This window comes from Streptomyces sp. NBC_01237 (assembly GCF_035917275.1).
In the GTDB taxonomy this organism is placed as follows: domain Bacteria; phylum Actinomycetota; class Actinomycetes; order Streptomycetales; family Streptomycetaceae; genus Streptomyces.
In genome coordinates, this window is record NZ_CP108508.1 from 4,471,587 (window position 1) to 4,487,776 (window position 16,190).

The window sequence follows — 16,190 nt, forward strand, 5'->3', positions numbered from 1 at the left end:
TACGGCCGACTCAGATGTCGAGGAAGCGGACGTCCTTGGCATTGCGCTGGATGAACGAGCGCCGTGCCTCGACGTCCTCACCCATCAGCACCGAGAAGAGGTCGTCGGCCTGCGCCGCGTCGTCCAGGGTGACCTGGCCGAGCACCCGGTGGTCGACGTCCATCGTCGTGATGCGCAGCTCCTCGGCGTTCATCTCGCCGAGACCCTTGAAGCGCTGGATCGAGTCTTCCTTGATCCGCTTGCCGTTCTGCTTGCCGAGCGCCACGAGCGCGTCCCGCTCACGGTCCGAGTACGCGTACTCGAAGTCGTCCCGGCCCCACTTGATCTTGTAGAGCGGCGGGCGCGAGAGGTAGACGTGCCCCGCCTCGACCAGCGGGCGCATGAAGCGGAAGAGGAACGTCAGCAGCAGGGTGTTGATGTGCTGGCCGTCGACGTCGGCGTCCGCCATCAGGATGATCTTGTGATAGCGGAGCTTCTCGATGTCGAAGTCCTCGTGGACCCCGGTACCGAAGGCCGAGATCAGCGCCTGGACCTCGGTGTTCTGGAGGATCTTGTCGATCCGGGCCTTCTCGACGTTCAGGATCTTGCCGCGGATGGGCAGGATCGCCTGGTACATCGGGTTACGGCCGGACTTCGCCGAACCACCGGCGGAGTCACCCTCGACGATGAAGATCTCGCACTTGGTGGGGTCGTTCGACTGGCAGTCGCTCAGCTTGCCGGGCAGCGAGGCGCTCTCCAGGAGGCCCTTGCGCCGGGTCAGGTCGCGGGCCTTGCGGGCCGCCACCCGGGCGGTCGACGCCGCGATGCCCTTGCGGATGATGTCGGCGGCCTCGTTGGGGTTCCGGTCGAACCAGTCCGTCAGCTGCTCGTGGACGACCTTCTGCACGAAGGTCTTGGCCTCCGTGTTGCCCAGCTTGGTCTTCGTCTGACCCTCGAACTGCGGCTCGCCCAGCTTCACCGAGATGATCGCCGTCAGGCCCTCGCGGACGTCCTCACCGGTGAGGTTGTCGTCCTTCTCGCGGAGCAGCTTCTTGTCGCGCGCGTACCGGTTGACCAGCGAGGTCAGCGCCGCACGGAAGCCCTCCTCGTGCGTACCGCCCTCATGCGTGTGGATCGCGTTGGCGAAGGAGTAGACCCCCTCGGTGTACTGCGTGTTCCACTGCATGGCGATCTCGGCCGAGAGGAGGCGCTCCTTGTCCTCGGCCTCGATGTCGATCACCGACTGGTGAATGACGTCGCCCTTGCGGGAGTTGAGGTACTTCACGAAATCGACGATGCCGTTTTCGTAGTGGTACGTGACCGAGCGGGCGGTCTCCTCCTCGGCGGGCTCGACCGCGTCCGCGCTGTCCGCGCCCGCCGTCGCCTTCGCCGACTCCCGCTCGTCGGTGAGCTTGAGGGTGAGGCCCTTGTTGAGGAACGCCATCTCCTGGAAGCGGCGCGAAAGGGTCTCGAAGCTGTACTCGGTGGTCTCGAAGATGTCCCCGTCGGCCCAGAAGCTGACCGTCGTACCGGACTCGTCGGTGGCCTCGTGCTTGGCCAGCGGCGCGGTCGGGACACCGAGCTTGTAGTCCTGGGTCCAGCGGTAGCCGTCCGTCTTGACCTCGACGGAGACCCGCGTGGACAGGGCGTTGACGACGGAGACGCCGACGCCGTGCAGACCGCCGGAGACGGCGTAGCCGCCGCCGCCGAACTTGCCGCCCGCGTGCAGCACGGTCAGCACGACCTCGACGGCGGGCTTGCCCTCGGACGGCACGATGCCGACCGGAATGCCACGGCCGTTGTCGATCACGCGCACCCCGCCGTCGGCGAGGATCGTGACGTCGATGGTGTCCGCGTGGCCCGCCATCGCCTCGTCGACCGAGTTGTCGACAACCTCTTGCACGAGGTGGTGGAGACCGCGCTCACCGGTCGAGCCGATGTACATGCCAGGTCGCTTGCGGACCGCGTCCAAGCCCTCAAGCACGGTGATGGCACTGGCGTCGTACGAGGCGGTGACCTCGCCGTGCTCACCGGTTGTGGACGGGTTGTTCTCGTTGGGGTTGCCGGAATCGGCCACGAAGCGCCCTTTCTGGCACAGCACAGGCCGTTCTCCGGTCAGGCGGGAGCGGCTGCGTCGTTCGGCTTGTATCGACGACTCCCGCTTCAGTAGCGGGATTAGCCATCAGTCTACCGGTAGCGCCGACATGAATGGGGGTTTGCCGGTACCTGAGTCCGCATGTGCCGCCCTGAATGAGCGGCTGACGACTCCCCATATTCAGGAAGGGGCCCCAAGAGGCTGTGACGGGCATTGAGCGCTTCCGCCTGTCAACCTCCCGCTACGGTGAGGGACGGCGCGGTTCCAGGGCCCGGTCCGCACCGCCGTACCGGGCACATCGCGGAAGCCCCGGTCGGTGCCCGAAGCGGCGGAGATGACCGGAATCACAGCGCCTGACACCGTCGGAAGGCCAGGTCAGCGGGGCGATACGGGGTCGGGGCGCGAGCGGGACGTACAGCGCCGCGGGCCCGGCACCTCACGGAGCGCGCCCCCGTGGAGGCAGCGGGCGGACACGCGGATCGCGCTCCCGCGGGTGAGCGGTACACGGGTGAGCGGCACGGACATGAGCGAGTACGCGGATGAGCGGGTACGCGGGTGGCGCGGGGCTCAGCCGTACGTATCCCCGGGGCCCGTGCTGCCCGGCGCCCGCAGCGGGCCGAACCGGCGCTGCGGGCCTCCCGGCCCCAGCACTTTGATCATCCGCACCGTGCCCCGGCCCAGGTCCTCGTTCAGCCGGGCCACCAGGCGCGGAGCCAGCAGCCGCAACTGTGTCGCCCAGGCCGTCGAGTCGCACTGCACGGTCAGCACCCGTGCGTCCGGATCCTCGTCGTAACGCAGCGGCACACAATGATTGGCCAGATCTTCACCGACGATCTGCGGCCAGCGCCCCATCACCCCGCCCACCGCGGCCGGTGTCTCCCAGCCCCGCTCGGTGATCAGCCGGTTGATCGCCGACCCCAACGGCAGCGGATCACGGCCGTCCGACCGCGCTCCCGAACGCAGCCCGCCACCCCGCCGGGCCTGCTTCTTCTGCTGCGCGGCGGCGCCCCGCGCACGGGCCTGCTCCTTGGCCGCGCGCAACGCCACCCGCGCCAGATCGACCCCGGACACATCCGGCGGCTTCGCCGCACCGCCCGGGTCCTGGGACGACGGCCCCGGCGCACCGCCGTCCGGCGAACCGGCCGGCCCTTCGCCGCGGGCGCCCCGGGCGGTCATACCCGCTCCACCTCGCCCGCGGACACCGCATAGCGCGTCCCGGCCAGCACACCCGGCACATCGTCGCCCACCGCGGCCGTCACCAGCACCTGCTCGCCCGGAGCCACCAGCTCCGCCAGCCGCTCACGACGGCGGGCGTCCAGCTCGGCGAAGACATCGTCCAGGACGAGCACGGGCTCATTGCCCTCGGAGCGCAGCAGCTCGTACGAGGCCAGCCGCAGCGCCAGCGCGTACGACCAGGACTCGCCGTGGCTCGCGTACCCCTTCGCGGGCATCCCCCGCAGTCCCAGCACCAGATCGTCGCGGTGCGGACCGACGAGCGTCACGCCGCGCTCGATCTCCTGCTTGCGGACCTCCGCGAGCGCCGCGATCAGCTGCTCGTACAGCTCCTCGCGCGTCCGTCCGGCGGCCATGTCGGCACCCACCTCGGGCCCCGCCGAACTGCGGTACTCCAACGCCACCGGCCCGCCGCCCGGCGCCACGTCCCCGTACGCCTTGTCCGCCAGGGGCCGCAGCGTCGCGATCAGATCCAGCCGCTGTGCCAGCAGCTCGGCGCCCACTCGGCCCAGATGCTGGTCCCAGACGTCGAGCGTGGACATGTCCATCGACCGGCCGCCGTGCCTGCGTGCCATCGCCGCGGACTTCAGCAGCGTGTTGCGCTGCTTGAGCACCCGCTCGTAGTCGGACCGGACGCCCGCCATCCGCGGCGAGCGTGCCGTGATCAACTCGTCGAGGAACCGCCGGCGCTCACCGGGATCGCCCTTCACCAGGGCCAGGTCCTCCGGAGCGAACAGCACCGTCCGTACGATGCCCAGCACATCACGGGGCCTGACCTGCGAGGACCGATTGATCCGGGCACGGTTGGCCCGCCCGGGGTTGAGCTCCAGTTCGATGAGCTGCGAGCGCTCGCCCTGGGTGACCGCTGCCCTGATGACGGCCCGCTCCGCGCCCATCCGCACCAGCGGCGCGTCGGACGAGACCCGGTGGCTGCCGAGCGTCGCGAGATAGCCGACCGCCTCGACCAGATTGGTCTTGCCCTGGCCGTTGGCCCCCACGAACGCGGTGACGCCCGGGTCGAGAGGGACCTCGACCCGGGCGTACGAGCGGAAGTCGGCCAGCGAGAGATGGGTGACATGCATCTGCGCCGACCTCCCGCTTTCCTGCTCCGCTGTGTGCTTCTCGTACTACTTCTTGTTCTCGACCGCGTGCCCGCCGAACTGGTTGCGCAGCGCGGCGATCATCTTCATCTGCGGGGAGTCGTCCTGACGCGAGGCGAACCGCGCGAAGAGGGACGCCGTGATCGCGGGGAGCGGCACCGCGTTGTCGATGGCGGCCTCCACGGTCCAGCGGCCCTCGCCGGAGTCGGCGGCGAAGCCCCGGAGCTTGTCGAGGTGCTCGTCGTCGTCCAGCGCGTTGACCGCCAGGTCGAGCAGCCAGGAACGGATGACCGTGCCCTCCTGCCAGGAGCGGAAGACCTCGCGCACGTCGGTGACGGAGTCGACCTTCTCCAGCAGCTCCCAGCCCTCGGCGTAGGCCTGCATCATGGCGTACTCGATGCCGTTGTGGACCATCTTCGCGAAGTGGCCGGCGCCGACCTTGCCCGCGTGGACGGAGCCGAACTCACCCTCGGGCTTGAGGGCGTCGAAGATCGGCTGCACCTTCGCGACGTTCTCCGCGTCGCCGCCGTACATCAGCGCGTAGCCGTTCTCCAGGCCCCAGACACCGCCGGAGACGCCGCAGTCGACGAAGCCGATGCCCTTGATGCCCAGCTCGACCGCGTGCTTCTCGTCGTCGGTCCAGCGGGAGTTCCCGCCGTCCACGACGATGTCGCCGGGGGACAGCAGCGCCGACAGCTCGTCGACCGTGGACTGGGTCGCGGCACCGGCCGGAACCATCACCCACACGACCCGCGGGCCCTTCAGCTTGCCCACGAGCTCTTCGAGGCTCTGGACATCGGAGACGTCCGGGTTGCGGTCGTAACCGATGACGGTGTGGCCTGCGCGGCGGATGCGCTCGCGCATGTTGCCGCCCATCTTGCCGAGGCCGACGAGACCGAGCTCCATCAGAGATTCCTTAAGCGTTGTGCCGATTCGTACCCAGGGCCGAGCCTACGCCCGGCCGGGGACAGCGCGGCGGGCATGCTCTGCGCCGAGCGTGCCCGCCGGAAGCTGCCGTGGAGGGACCGACCCGCGGATCAGCCGGTCGACCGGGTCAGCCGGAGAGGCGGACCGGCATGATCAGGTACTTGTACGCGTCGTCCGCTTCCGCGTCGACCGCCGGGCGGCCGCTGAGCAGGGCGGGCTTGGTGGAGGTCGTGAACGAGAGCTGGGCGACCGGGGAGTCGATCGCGCTCAGACCGTCCAGCAGGAACGCCGGGTTGAAGGCGATCGAGATGTCGTCGCCCTCCAGCACCGCGTCGACGCGCTCCACAGCCTGTGCGTCGTCGCTCGACCCTGCCTCCAGGATGAGCACACCCTGCTCGAAGCTGAGCCGCACCGGAGTGTTCCGCTCGGCGACCAGAGCCACACGCTTGACCGCCTCGACGAACGGAGCGGTCTCGATCACCGCGACCGAGTTGAACTCGGTGGGGAAGAGCGTCCGGTACTTCGGCAGGTCGCCTTCGAGCAGTCGGGTCGTCGTACGGCGGCCCGCGCCCTCGAAACCGATCAGACCCTCTCCCGCACCCGAGCCGGACAGCGCCAGCGTGACCGTGTCGCCGCTGGTCAGCGCCTTGGCCGTGTCCAGGAGCGTCTTGGCCGGCACCAGGGCGACGGCCGAGGCGTCCGCGTTCTCCGGCTTCCAGTTGAACTCGCGGACCGCGAAGCGGTAGCGGTCGGTCGAGGCGAGGGTGACGGTGTCGCCCTCGATCTCGATCCGCACACCGGTCAGGACGGGCAGCGTGTCGTCGCGGCCGGCGGCGATGGCCACCTGCGCGGCGGCCGAGGCGAAGACCTCACCGGGGACGGTGCCCGTGGCGGTCGGCATCTGCGGCAGAGCCGGGTACTCCTCCACAGGAAGGGTGTGGAGGGTGAAGCGCGAGGAGCCGCAGACCACGGTGGCCCGTACACCGTCGGTGGAGATCTCCACCGGCCGGTTGGGCAGGGCGCGGCAGATGTCGGCGAGCAGGCGGCCGGAGACGAGCACCGTGCCGTCCTCGTCGATCTCCGCGTCCACCGAGACCTTGGCCGAGACCTCGTAGTCGAAGCTCGAGAAGCTGAGGGCTCCGTCCTCAGCCTTCAGCAGAAGGCCCGCGAGAACGGGCGCCGGCGGCCGGGCCGGGAGGCTGCGGGCCACCCAGGCCACCGCCTCCGCGAGTACATCGCGCTCCACCCGGATCTTCACCGGAACCGCCTCCTGCTGTTGCTCGCTCGCCCTGCTGGCCTTCGTCGTCTGGATGGGGTCTCCCTGCCGAGGGGCTGGGGAGGACCCGGGGTCCAGTCTGACGTACGGCACCGACAGTCGTTGCTGCTCGGGGTCAAGTCGCGCCAAGAGGTCGTCGGCACTCGCCGGTCGAGTTGTACACAGGCCCCACTTCGAAGCGGATTCCTTGCTAACTCTGAGTGGTAGTAGTAGTAGGCCCTGTGGAAACCGTGGATAACGTCGTTTGCGCAGGTCAGCCACGGTTTTTTATCCACCGACCCTGTGGGCGGTACCGGTGGACAACCAGGCGTTTCTGTGGACACAGGAAAGTTCTGCACACCCGATGCACAGGAGGGGGCTACTTCTCCCCAGGCCTGTCCCCAGCTTTACCCACGTTCCCCACAGCCCAACCGACCCTCATGGTGTGACGCCTTTCACTCTCGGCGGTGAAAGCGGGCGCTGGGTTGCCGAACAGTGGACAGGGCTGTGGAGAAGCTGGGGACAACACGGCCCGGCCTGTGGGCCGACGGTGGACAACCCCGAAGCCCCCCTGTGGACGAAAACTTTGTCCACAGGCTGTGGATCATTGTTGACCACAAATCCCCAGGCACCTGACCTGGTCTGATGGAGTATCGGCAGATGCCCCTGTGGACGCAATATGGACAACTTCCCAGTCCCCAGGCTGTGGACGGCAGATTCCTCCCAGATCTGTGGAGAAGGGGCACTCGGCGGCCCGTATTCGAACAGCCGTGACGCCGCGGCGGGTTCGGGCAGGGGCTTCCGGGCGCGCTTCCGGCCCTTTCCCGGTCCGATCGAGGCCTCGCAGAGGGCCGTCCGAGGGCTTCTGGCCGCCTTCCGGAGGGCATCTGGAGGCATCCGGAACACTCACGAAGGCCGTCGCGCCGGGCGTGTCGACCCCGTACGACGGGTGCCGACTGCCCTGGCGGCGGGTGCCGGCTGCCGTGCCGACGGGTGCGGACTGCCGTACCGACGGGTCGCCGACGACGAAAAGGCGCCCCGGAAGGACCGTGGAGAGTCCTTCCGGGGCGCCTTTCGTACGTCCGATTCGCCTGGTGCCCCATAGAGAGGCGGGGCGGTTCTGTCGGCAGGCGTGCGGGGCGAGTCGGTGCGTCAGCCGTTCTTGATGCGGTTGGTGAGCTCGGTGACCTGGTTGTAGATGGAGCGCCGCTCCGCCATCAGCGCCCGGATCTTGCGGTCCGCGTGCATCACCGTCGTATGGTCGCGGCCGCCGAACTGCGCGCCGATCTTCGGCAGGGAGAGGTCCGTCAGCTCGCGGCACAGATACATCGCGATCTGGCGCGCCGTCACCAGGACGCGGCTGCGGGAGGATCCGCACAGGTCCTCCACCGTCAGACCGAAGTAGTCCGCGGTCGCCGCCATGATGGCCGGTGCGGTGATCTCCGGAGCCGAGTCCTCGCCGCCCGGGATCAGATCCTTGAGCACGATCTCGGTCAGCCCGAGGTCGACCGGCTGCCGGTTGAGGCTGGCGAAGGCCGTCACCCGGATCAGCGCGCCCTCCAGCTCGCGGATGTTGCGCGAGATACGGGAGGCGATGAACTCCAGCACCTCCGGCGGGGCGTTGAGCTGCTCCTGGACCGCTTTCTTACGGAGGATCGCGATGCGCGTCTCCAGCTCGGGCGGCTGCACATCGGTGGTGAGGCCCCACTCGAAACGGTTCCGCAGCCGGTCCTCCAGGGTCACCAGCTGCTTGGGCGGCCGGTCGGAGGACAGCACGATCTGCTTGTTGGCGTTGTGGAGCGTATTGAAGGTGTGGAAGAACTCCTCCTGCGTCGACTCCTTGCTCGCCAGGAACTGGATGTCGTCGACCAGCAGGATGTCCACGTCGCGGTAGCGCTTGCGGAACGTGTCGCCCTTGCCGTCACGGATCGAGTTGATGAACTCGTTGGTGAACTCCTCCGAGCTCACGTACCGCACCCGGGTGCCCGGATAGAGGCTGCGCGCGTAGTGCCCGATGGCGTGCAGCAGGTGGGTCTTGCCGAGCCCCGACTCCCCGTAGATGAAGAGGGGGTTGTACGCCTTCGCCGGAGCCTCGGCGACGGCGACGGCCGCGGCGTGCGCGAACCGGTTGGAGGCGCCGATGACGAACGTGTCGAAGAGGTACTTCGGATTCAGCCGGGCATGGGGTTCGCCGGGACCGGGCGGCGGCGCCGACTGGGCGCCCATCGGACCGGGACCGCCGCCTCCGGTGCGGCCGGGGCCGGGCCCGCCCTGGCGGTGCTGGGGCTGCTGCTCCTGCATGTCGTGGCGGTCGGGGCGCTGCTGCTCGTAGCCCTGGCGCTCCGGCGGCTGCGGCCGGTAGTCGTGCTGCGGCTGCTGGGGCCGCCCGGTGCCGTACGGCTCGCGCCACTGGTCGGAGGGCTGCTCGCGGTCCTGGTATCCGCCGTGCCGGGGCTGCTGCCAGGAGAGGTCCTCCTGGGTGCGGGGCCAGGCGCCGGGCTCGGGGCGCTGCTGCTGGTAGTCGGGGTAGGCCGGGCGGGCGGTCGGCATGCCGTCGTCCGAGGGCCGGTGCCCGTATCCGTCGTACCCGTCGTTGTGCGGAGAGTCGTCGTGCTGCTGCCCTTGGTAACGGTGGGCCTGCTGGCCCTGGTGGGACTGCTGGTGCATCGGGGGCGCCGGCGGGGTGGGCGGTTCGCCGGCGGAGTCGTCGACGGTGATCGCGATCCGGATGGGGCGGCCGCACTCACGGGTCAGCGTCTCGCTGATGAGCGGCGCGAGCCGGCCCTCCAGGACGCGCTTGCCCCATTCGTTCGGGACGGCCAGCAGTGCGGTGTCGGCGACGAGTGCCAGCGGCTGGCAGCGCTCGATCCACTGCTTGTCCTTCGGCTCGATGCCCTGCTGGCCCTCCCCGAGGAGTTGTTCCAGCACGCGTGGCCACACTGCGGCAAGATCGGCAGGTACGTCAGCCACAGGGCACGCTCTCTCGCAGGTCCCACGAATGTGTGGTTCTCGGGACGGGATGGGTCGGGTCGGGTGAGGCCCGGCAGGCGGGAAGGAAAAGAACCGGAGTTCAGCCAAGGTAGTCAGGCCGACCCGCGTGGTTCAAGTTGTTGTCCACAGGCTGTGCATAGCGGTGCCCCGTGCGGGGCCGGTTTGACCGGATGGCGTAGCCGCGCGTACCGTGACCAGGTCGAGTTGTCGATGGCTGCTGCCGCCTGCCTCCGATGGGCAAAGATCACGATCTGTGATTGTGAAGCGGTGCACTAAGGCGTTTACGCGAGTTCCTCGTGGGCGCACGGTGACAGCCAGGCGATGTCCCGCCAACACACGAATCATTTCTGGAGCCCCCGAGTGAGCAAGCGCACCTTCCAGCCGAACAACCGTCGTCGCGCCAAGACCCACGGCTTCCGGCTGCGTATGCGTACCCGTGCCGGCCGTGCGATTCTCGCGAACCGCCGTGGCAAGGGCCGCAGCAGCCTGTCCGCCTGATCGTTTACAGGTCATGACGTGCTGCCTACCGAGAATCGGCTGAGGCGGCGCGAGGACTTCGCGACCGCGGTACGACGAGGACGTCGAGCCGGACGTCCGCTACTCGTCGTCCATCTATGCAGCGGTGCAACGGACCCGCACGTGACTGGGGAGACTGTTCCCCCGCCGCGTGCGGGTTTCGTTGTCAGCAAAGCTGTGGGTGGAGCGGTCGTACGCACAGCGGTGAAGCGACAGCTTCGTCATCTGGTCCGCGAACGGCTGGCTCAGCTGCCCCCCGGTAGCCTTGTTGTCGTACGAGCGCTGCCCGGATCGGGCGACGCCGACCATGCACAGCTGGCCCGAGACCTGGACGCCGCCCTGCAGCGGCTCCTGGGAGGGGGCGCGCGATGAAGTACCCGTTGCTGGCTCTCATCAAGCTGTATCAGTGGACGATCAGCCCACTCCTCGGGCCTGTCTGCCGTTACTACCCGTCGTGTTCCCACTATGGATATACGGCGATCGACCGACACGGTGCGATCAAGGGAACAGCGCTGACCGCATGGCGCATCCTGCGATGCAATCCGTGGTCACCCGGCGGTGTGGATCATGTCCCGCCACGCAAGCGTCCGCGCTGGCACGAGTTGCTGCGCAACGCTCTGCGCGGCGGCAAGGGCGGGGACTCCGCCGCTGATGTGCCGCCCGGGGGGTCGGTCTCCGAACCCCTGAGCCCGGCCACAGAGACCTCGTCCAAAGCTCAAGGAGCCTGATTAGTGGACACGATTGCCAGTCTGTTCAGCTTTATCACCACACCTGTCTCATGGGTCATCGTCCAGTTCCACAAGCTGTACGGAGCGATGTTCGGTGATGACACGGGCTGGGCCTGGGGCCTGTCCATCGTGTCCCTGGTGGTGCTGATCCGGATCTGCCTGATCCCGCTTTTCGTGAAGCAGATCAAGTCGACCCGGAACATGCAGGTGCTCCAGCCGAAGATGAAGGCGATCCAGGAGCGCTACAAGAACGACAAACAGCGTCAGTCCGAAGAGATGATGAAGCTGTACAAGGAGACGGGTACCAACCCGCTCTCCTCGTGCCTTCCCATCCTGGCGCAGTCCCCGTTCTTCTTCGCCCTGTATCACGTGCTCTCGGCCATCGCCTCGGGCAAGAAGATCGGCGCCATCGACCAGTCGCTGCTCGACAGCGCGCGTCAGGCCCACATCTTCGGTGCCCCGCTGGCCGCGAAGTTCACGGACAGTGCTGACAAGGTCGCCTCTCTCCAGGCTTCGCTGGCCGACGTCCGCGTCGTCACCGCGATCATGATCGTGATGATGTCCGCGTCGCAGTTCTTCACGCAGCGCCAGCTGATGACGAAGAACGTCGACCTGACGGTGAAGACCCCGTACATGCAGCAGCAGAAGATGCTGATGTACATCTTCCCGGTCATCTTCGCCGTGATGGGTATCAACTTCCCCGTCGGTGTCCTCGTCTACTGGCTGACCACCAACGTCTGGACCATGGGTCAGCAGATGTACGTGATCAACCAGAACCCGACGCCGGGCAGCAAGGCGCAGGACCAGTACCTGGGGCGTCTGCTGAAGAGCGTGACCGCTCATGGCGAGGTCCGCGGCCGGACCAGGCGCAACATGATCAAGCGGATCGTCGCCAAGGGCCCGGACCGCAATGACATCGAGCGCAAGTTCATCACCGGTCTGGGCAAGCTGGGTCTCGCGGCTCAGGAGGACGGCACGGTGGCCAAGAGCGATACGGCCGTGGCCGAGGCCGAGGGCGGCGGTGCGCAGAAGCGGCACCAGCCCAAGCGGCAGACCAAGGCGAAGCGCCAGACCGGGGCCGCCACGGCCGGTGGTGCCAAGGATTCCGACCCGGCCGATTCGGCCGAGAAGGGCTCCAAGACCTCGCTGGAGAAGAGCGACGCCTCGCAGGACGACGACAAGCCGAAGGCGGCGGGCAAGCCCGCGTCCGGCTCCTCACGCCAAGCCAAGTCCGGACAGCGCAAGGGCCCGCAGCGGCCCAAGCACCCGTCCAAGAAGTAAGAAGGAGTCCATCCGTGACGGAAGGCACCACCTCCACGGCCGCTGAGGGCAGCGACACTCTGACCCGCCTTGAGCAGGAAGGGGAGATCGCAGCCGATTACCTTGAGGGCCTGCTCGACATCGCCGACCTGGACGGCGACATCGACATGGACGTCGAGGCGGACCGGGCCGCGGTCTCGATCATCAGCGACTCGGCACGTGAACTGCAGAAGCTCGTGGGGCGCGACGGCGAGGTGCTGGAGGCGCTTCAGGAGCTGACGCGGCTGGCCGTCCACCGGGAGACCGGTGACCGGAGCCGTCTGATGCTCGACATCGGCGGCTTCCGGGCCAAGAAGCGCGAGATCCTCGCCGCGCTGGGTGCCAAGGCCGCGGACGAGGTGAAGACCTCGGGCGAGCCGAAGAAGCTGGACCCGATGACGCCGTTCGAGCGCAAGGTCGTGCACGACGCGGTCGCGGCAGCCGGTCTGCGGAGCGAGTCCGAGGGCGAGGAGCCGCAGCGCTTCGTCGTCGTTCTCCCGGCCTGACCGGATCCTTGTACTGTCGGCCCCGTCTGTTCGCAGGCGGGGCCGATCTTTGTCAGCCTGATAGTCAGCCACCCACAGTGCGTTAGTGCGGTACGGAAGGACGGTCCCCGTGACGGAGGCAGCAGAGCTCCCCCAGGCACCTGAAGAGGCGCAGGCGGTATTCGGAGAGGTCTTCCCTGAAGCCGTCCGGTACGCGGAGCTCCTTGCGGATGCCGGGGTCAAGCGCGGTCTGATCGGGCCGCGTGAGGTGCCGCGGCTCTGGGAGCGTCACCTGCTGAACTGCGCGGTGCTCTCCGAGGTGGTTCCTGAGGGGGTCACGGTGTGCGACGTGGGCTCGGGGGCCGGCCTTCCCGGTATCCCGCTTGCTCTGGTGCGCCCGGATCTGAAGATCACCCTGCTGGAGCCGCTGCTCCGACGGACGAACTTCCTCCAGGAAGTCGTCGAGCTGCTGGGACTGGATCATGTGACGGTCGTCCGTGGCCGTGCCGAGGAAGTTCTCGGGACTCTGCAGCCCGTTCATGTGGTGACGGCTCGCGCGGTGGCCCCGCTGGACCGGCTGGCGGGCTGGGGCGTGCCCCTGCTGCGCCCGTACGGAGAGATGCTGGCGCTGAAGGGCGACACCGCGGCGGAGGAGATCCAGGGCGCTCGTGCCGCCCTGAGCAAGCTCGGGGTGGTCGAGACCGAGGTGCTGCACGTCGGTGAGGGCGTGGTCGATCCGACGTCCACGGTGGTGCGTGTGGTGGTCGGGGAGAGCCCCGGTGGTGTGAGGTTCGCCGCAAAGAGGGCCAAGGCCGCGCGGGTGGGACGTACGCGTCGGCGTCGCTGACGCGGTCGGATGGACGGGGTGACGAAACGCTGAAGTCCGTTACGTACCGGTTCGTTCGGTCTATCAGCAATGCTCCGGTAATGAGGCTGTACGTACCTCGTGCGGAGTGTCGTGGCCTGGTAGTAGCGATGCGGGGGCATCGTGTTTCACGTGAAACGTCGCTCTCTGCTGCAGGGAATCATCAGCCGCGGCCGCGCGGCTGCCACGCCGCGCGACCGCAAGCCCGTTAGGGCTACCGAGTTGTCCACAGACGTGGATTCATCCACAGAACAGCGGGCCTCGCTGGTTCACGACCCCGAAAGCATGGCAGGCTCTGTTCATTGCGAGCCTGAAGTCGAGGAGAGTGAATCCTTGCGGTCCGACGCCAACATCGCGGGACCGATGACCGATCCGGTCCCCGGTCCCCGAACCGAGTCCGCGGGGGAGGGTGTTTCACGTGAAACACCGCCGCCGCTGGACGACACACCCATCGGTCGTGCGGCCCAGCTGGCGGTTGAGGCCCTTGGCCGCGCCGGCGAGGGGCTGCCCCGCCCTGACCAGACCCGCGTCATGGTGGTGGCCAACCAGAAGGGCGGGGTCGGCAAGACGACCTCGACGGTCAACCTTGCCGCGTCCCTGGCACTGCACGGCGCGCGTGTTCTGGTGGTCGACCTCGACCCGCAGGGCAACGCCTCCACGGCTCTGGGAATCGACCACCATGCCGAGGTTCCCTCCATCTATGACGTCCTGGTGGAGAGCCGGCCCCTCTCCGAGGTGGTTCAGCCGGTCCCGGACGTCGAAGGTCTCTTCTGCGCCCCCGCCACCATCGATCTCGCCGGTGCGGAGATCGAATTGGTGTCACTGGTGGCGCGGGAGAGCCGGCTTCAGCGGGCGATCCAGGCGTATGAACAGCCGTTGGACTACATCCTCATCGACTGCCCGCCCTCGCTCGGTCTGCTGACGGTCAACGCCATGGTCGCCGGAGCCGAGGTGCTGATCCCCATCCAGTGCGAGTACTACGCGCTGGAGGGACTGGGGCAGCTGCTGAGGAATGTCGACCTGGTCCGGGGACATCTGAACCCGGATCTGCATGTGTCGACGATCCTGCTGACGATGTACGACGGCAGGACCAGGCTCGCCTCGCAGGTCGCCGAGGAGGTGCGCACCCACTTCGGCAAGGAAGTGCTGCGGACAAGCATTCCGCGGTCGGTGCGTATCTCGGAGGCACCGAGTTATGGGCAGACCGTGCTGACCTACGACCCGGGATCCAGCGGGTCGCTGTCGTATCTTGAGGCGGCACGTGAGATCGCCCTGAGGGGCGTCGGGGTGCACTACGAGGCCCAGCATGCCCACACGGGTAGTCAGAACAGCCAGCAAAGCATCTCGGAGGGCATTCAGTGAGTGAGCGTCGTAGAGGGTTGGGGCGTGGGCTCGGTGCGCTGATCCCCGCGGCTCCGCAGGAGAAGCAGGTGTCGTCTCCGGGAGGCGGCTCGACGTCGCCCGGGACGGTTCCGGTGCTGACGGCCGAGCGTGGAGTGGCTGCCGCGAAGGTGACCACACTCCCGCAGGCATCGGTGGTGCCGGAGCCGAGTGCCCCGGAGGCCGAGCGGGAGACGGCTGCCGACACGACGGCTTCTGCCGGGGCGTACTTCGCCGAGATCCCCATCGGATCGATTACGCCGAACCCCCGTCAGCCTCGTGAAGTGTTCGATGAGGACGCTCTTGCCGAGCTGGTCACCTCCATCAAGGAGGTCGGTCTCCTCCAGCCCGTCGTCGTGCGGAAGGTGGGTCCGGACCGCTACGAGCTCATCATGGGTGAGCGTCGTTGGAGGGCCTGCCGTGAGGCGGGTCTGGAGCGGATTCCGACCATCGTCCGGGCGACGGACGACGAGAAACTGCTCCTGGACGCTCTCCTGGAGAACCTTCACCGGGCTCAGCTGAACCCGCTGGAAGAGGCGGCTGCGTACGACCAGCTCCTCAAGGACTTCAAATGCACCCACGATCAGCTGGCCGACCGGATCGGGCGGTCCCGTCCGCAGGTGTCCAACACGCTGCGCCTGCTGCGGCTGTCTCCGCCCGTGCAGCGAAGGGTCGCGGCGGGAGTGCTTTCGGCCGGTCACGCCCGCGCGCTGCTGTCCGTCGATGACTCCGAGGAGCAGGACCGGCTGGCTCATCGCATCGTGGCCGAAGGGCTCTCGGTGCGCGCGGTCGAGGAGATCGTGACGCTCATGGGGTCGAGCCCCACGAGCTCGCCGAAGTCGAAGGGGCCGAGGGCCGGCGGGCGTGTGTCGCCCGCCCTGAGCGATCTGGCATCCAGGCTCTCCGACAGGTTCGAGACGAGGGTGAAGGTCGACCTCGGCCAGAAGAAGGGCAAGATCGTCGTCGAGTTCGCTTCGATGGAGGATCTGGACCGGATTCTCGGCAGCCTCGCACCGGGCGAGGGGCGTGTGCTGGAGCGTGGACTCGCCGAGGGCTCGGAAGAGGACGCGGACGGCTGAGGTCGAAGGACCCGTGTGGGGCGGGCTGTGTTCCGGCGAATGCCGGAACACAGCCCGCCCTTTGCTCTCTCTCGGTTTCCGCATCAACTCTGGGTGGATACGATGCGTTCTGGTATGGCGCATCCACCTGGATCCATCTCAGAGGAGGCCGGAGACCGTGCGAGCAGTGAGCCGCAGCCGACTGATGACCATCGGGTTGGGCCTGGGGGCCGTCGGAGGTTTCGTCGGCAGTCTGTTCCGCGAACGGAGCGCGCTGAC

General features: G+C 68.0%; 14 protein-coding genes. 8 read left to right on the forward strand and 6 right to left on the reverse strand.

Going from position 1 to position 16,190, the window contains the following annotated elements; all coding sequences use genetic code 11:
- Positions 1-10: 10 nt before the first annotated feature.
- The 6 genes from gyrB to dnaA all read right to left on the reverse strand — a co-directional run bounded on the left by gyrB (position 11) and on the right by dnaA (position 9,559).
- The gene (gyrB, locus tag OG251_RS19630) at positions 11-2,080 is read right to left on the reverse strand and encodes a DNA topoisomerase (ATP-hydrolyzing) subunit B (protein WP_326678417.1); all 2,070 of its coding nucleotides are present in this window, start codon (positions 2,078-2,080) and stop codon (positions 11-13) included.
- A gap of 561 nt (positions 2,081-2,641) precedes the next feature.
- A complete protein-coding gene (locus OG251_RS19635; protein ID WP_326678418.1) occupies positions 2,642-3,250 on the reverse strand; it encodes a DUF721 domain-containing protein in 609 nt (202 codons plus the stop codon).
- Positions 3,247-4,389: a DNA replication/repair protein RecF gene (gene recF / locus OG251_RS19640; RefSeq protein WP_326678419.1), complete on the reverse strand. Its 1,143-nt coding sequence runs from the start codon at positions 4,387-4,389 to the stop codon at positions 3,247-3,249. The genes OG251_RS19635 and recF overlap by 4 nt, the downstream gene beginning before the upstream one ends.
- Before the next feature lie 45 nt (positions 4,390-4,434).
- On the reverse strand, positions 4,435-5,313 hold the full coding sequence (gene gnd, locus OG251_RS19645) for a phosphogluconate dehydrogenase (NAD(+)-dependent, decarboxylating) (RefSeq protein ID WP_326678420.1): 879 nt from the start codon (positions 5,311-5,313) through the stop codon (positions 4,435-4,437).
- A 148-nt stretch (positions 5,314-5,461) separates the two neighbouring features.
- The gene (gene dnaN / locus OG251_RS19650; RefSeq protein ID WP_326678421.1) at positions 5,462-6,592 is read right to left on the reverse strand and encodes a DNA polymerase III subunit beta; all 1,131 of its coding nucleotides are present in this window, start codon (positions 6,590-6,592) and stop codon (positions 5,462-5,464) included.
- A gap of 1,149 nt (positions 6,593-7,741) precedes the next feature.
- The gene (gene dnaA, locus OG251_RS19655) at positions 7,742-9,559 is read right to left on the reverse strand and encodes a chromosomal replication initiator protein DnaA (RefSeq protein ID WP_073727747.1); all 1,818 of its coding nucleotides are present in this window, start codon (positions 9,557-9,559) and stop codon (positions 7,742-7,744) included.
- 381 nt (positions 9,560-9,940) lie between these two features.
- On the opposite strand from dnaA, the gene rpmH reads away from it, so the two are divergent.
- The 8 genes from rpmH to OG251_RS19695 all read left to right on the forward strand — a co-directional run bounded on the left by rpmH (position 9,941) and on the right by OG251_RS19695 (position 15,932).
- A complete protein-coding gene (gene rpmH / locus OG251_RS19660) occupies positions 9,941-10,078 on the forward strand; it encodes a 50S ribosomal protein L34 (protein ID WP_003967884.1) in 138 nt (45 codons plus the stop codon).
- An 18-nt stretch (positions 10,079-10,096) separates the two neighbouring features.
- Positions 10,097-10,468: a ribonuclease P protein component gene (rnpA, locus tag OG251_RS19665; RefSeq protein WP_326678422.1), complete on the forward strand. Its 372-nt coding sequence runs from the start codon at positions 10,097-10,099 to the stop codon at positions 10,466-10,468.
- Positions 10,465-10,824, forward strand: a complete 360-nt coding sequence (yidD, locus tag OG251_RS19670) for a membrane protein insertion efficiency factor YidD (protein ID WP_073727742.1) — start codon at positions 10,465-10,467, stop codon at positions 10,822-10,824. The genes rnpA and yidD overlap by 4 nt, the downstream gene beginning before the upstream one ends.
- 3 nt (positions 10,825-10,827) lie before the next feature.
- Positions 10,828-12,105 (forward strand): membrane protein insertase YidC, encoded by a 1,278-nt coding sequence (yidC, locus tag OG251_RS19675; protein WP_326678423.1) that lies wholly within the window; start codon positions 10,828-10,830, stop codon positions 12,103-12,105.
- A gap of 14 nt (positions 12,106-12,119) precedes the next feature.
- On the forward strand, positions 12,120-12,629 hold the full coding sequence (locus tag OG251_RS19680; protein ID WP_326678424.1) for a Jag family protein: 510 nt from the start codon (positions 12,120-12,122) through the stop codon (positions 12,627-12,629).
- 109 nt (positions 12,630-12,738) lie between these two features.
- Positions 12,739-13,455: a 16S rRNA (guanine(527)-N(7))-methyltransferase RsmG gene (gene rsmG, locus OG251_RS19685; RefSeq protein ID WP_073727736.1), complete on the forward strand. Its 717-nt coding sequence runs from the start codon at positions 12,739-12,741 to the stop codon at positions 13,453-13,455.
- 303 nt (positions 13,456-13,758) lie between these two features.
- Positions 13,759-14,835, forward strand: coding sequence for a ParA family protein (locus OG251_RS19690; protein WP_323137912.1), 1,077 nt, complete (start codon positions 13,759-13,761; stop codon positions 14,833-14,835).
- The gene (locus tag OG251_RS19695; RefSeq protein ID WP_326678425.1) at positions 14,832-15,932 is read left to right on the forward strand and encodes a ParB/RepB/Spo0J family partition protein; all 1,101 of its coding nucleotides are present in this window, start codon (positions 14,832-14,834) and stop codon (positions 15,930-15,932) included. The genes OG251_RS19690 and OG251_RS19695 overlap by 4 nt, the downstream gene beginning before the upstream one ends.
- The last annotated feature ends 258 nt before the right edge of the window (positions 15,933-16,190 follow it).

Excerpts from the sequence above, each read along its gene's own strand:
- yidD (WP_073727742.1), top strand. The coding sequence starts at position 10,465 with ATGAAGTACCCGTTGCTGGCTCTCATCAAGCTGTATCAGTGGACGATC.
- OG251_RS19690 (WP_323137912.1), top strand. The coding sequence starts at position 13,759 with ATGGCAGGCTCTGTTCATTGCGAGCCTGAAGTCGAGGAGAGTGAATCC.
- gnd (WP_326678420.1), bottom strand. The coding sequence starts at position 5,313 with ATGGAGCTCGGTCTCGTCGGCCTCGGCAAGATGGGCGGCAACATGCGC.
- recF (WP_326678419.1), bottom strand. The coding sequence starts at position 4,389 with ATGCATGTCACCCATCTCTCGCTGGCCGACTTCCGCTCGTACGCCCGG.
- OG251_RS19635 (WP_326678418.1), bottom strand. The coding sequence starts at position 3,250 with ATGACCGCCCGGGGCGCCCGCGGCGAAGGGCCGGCCGGTTCGCCGGAC.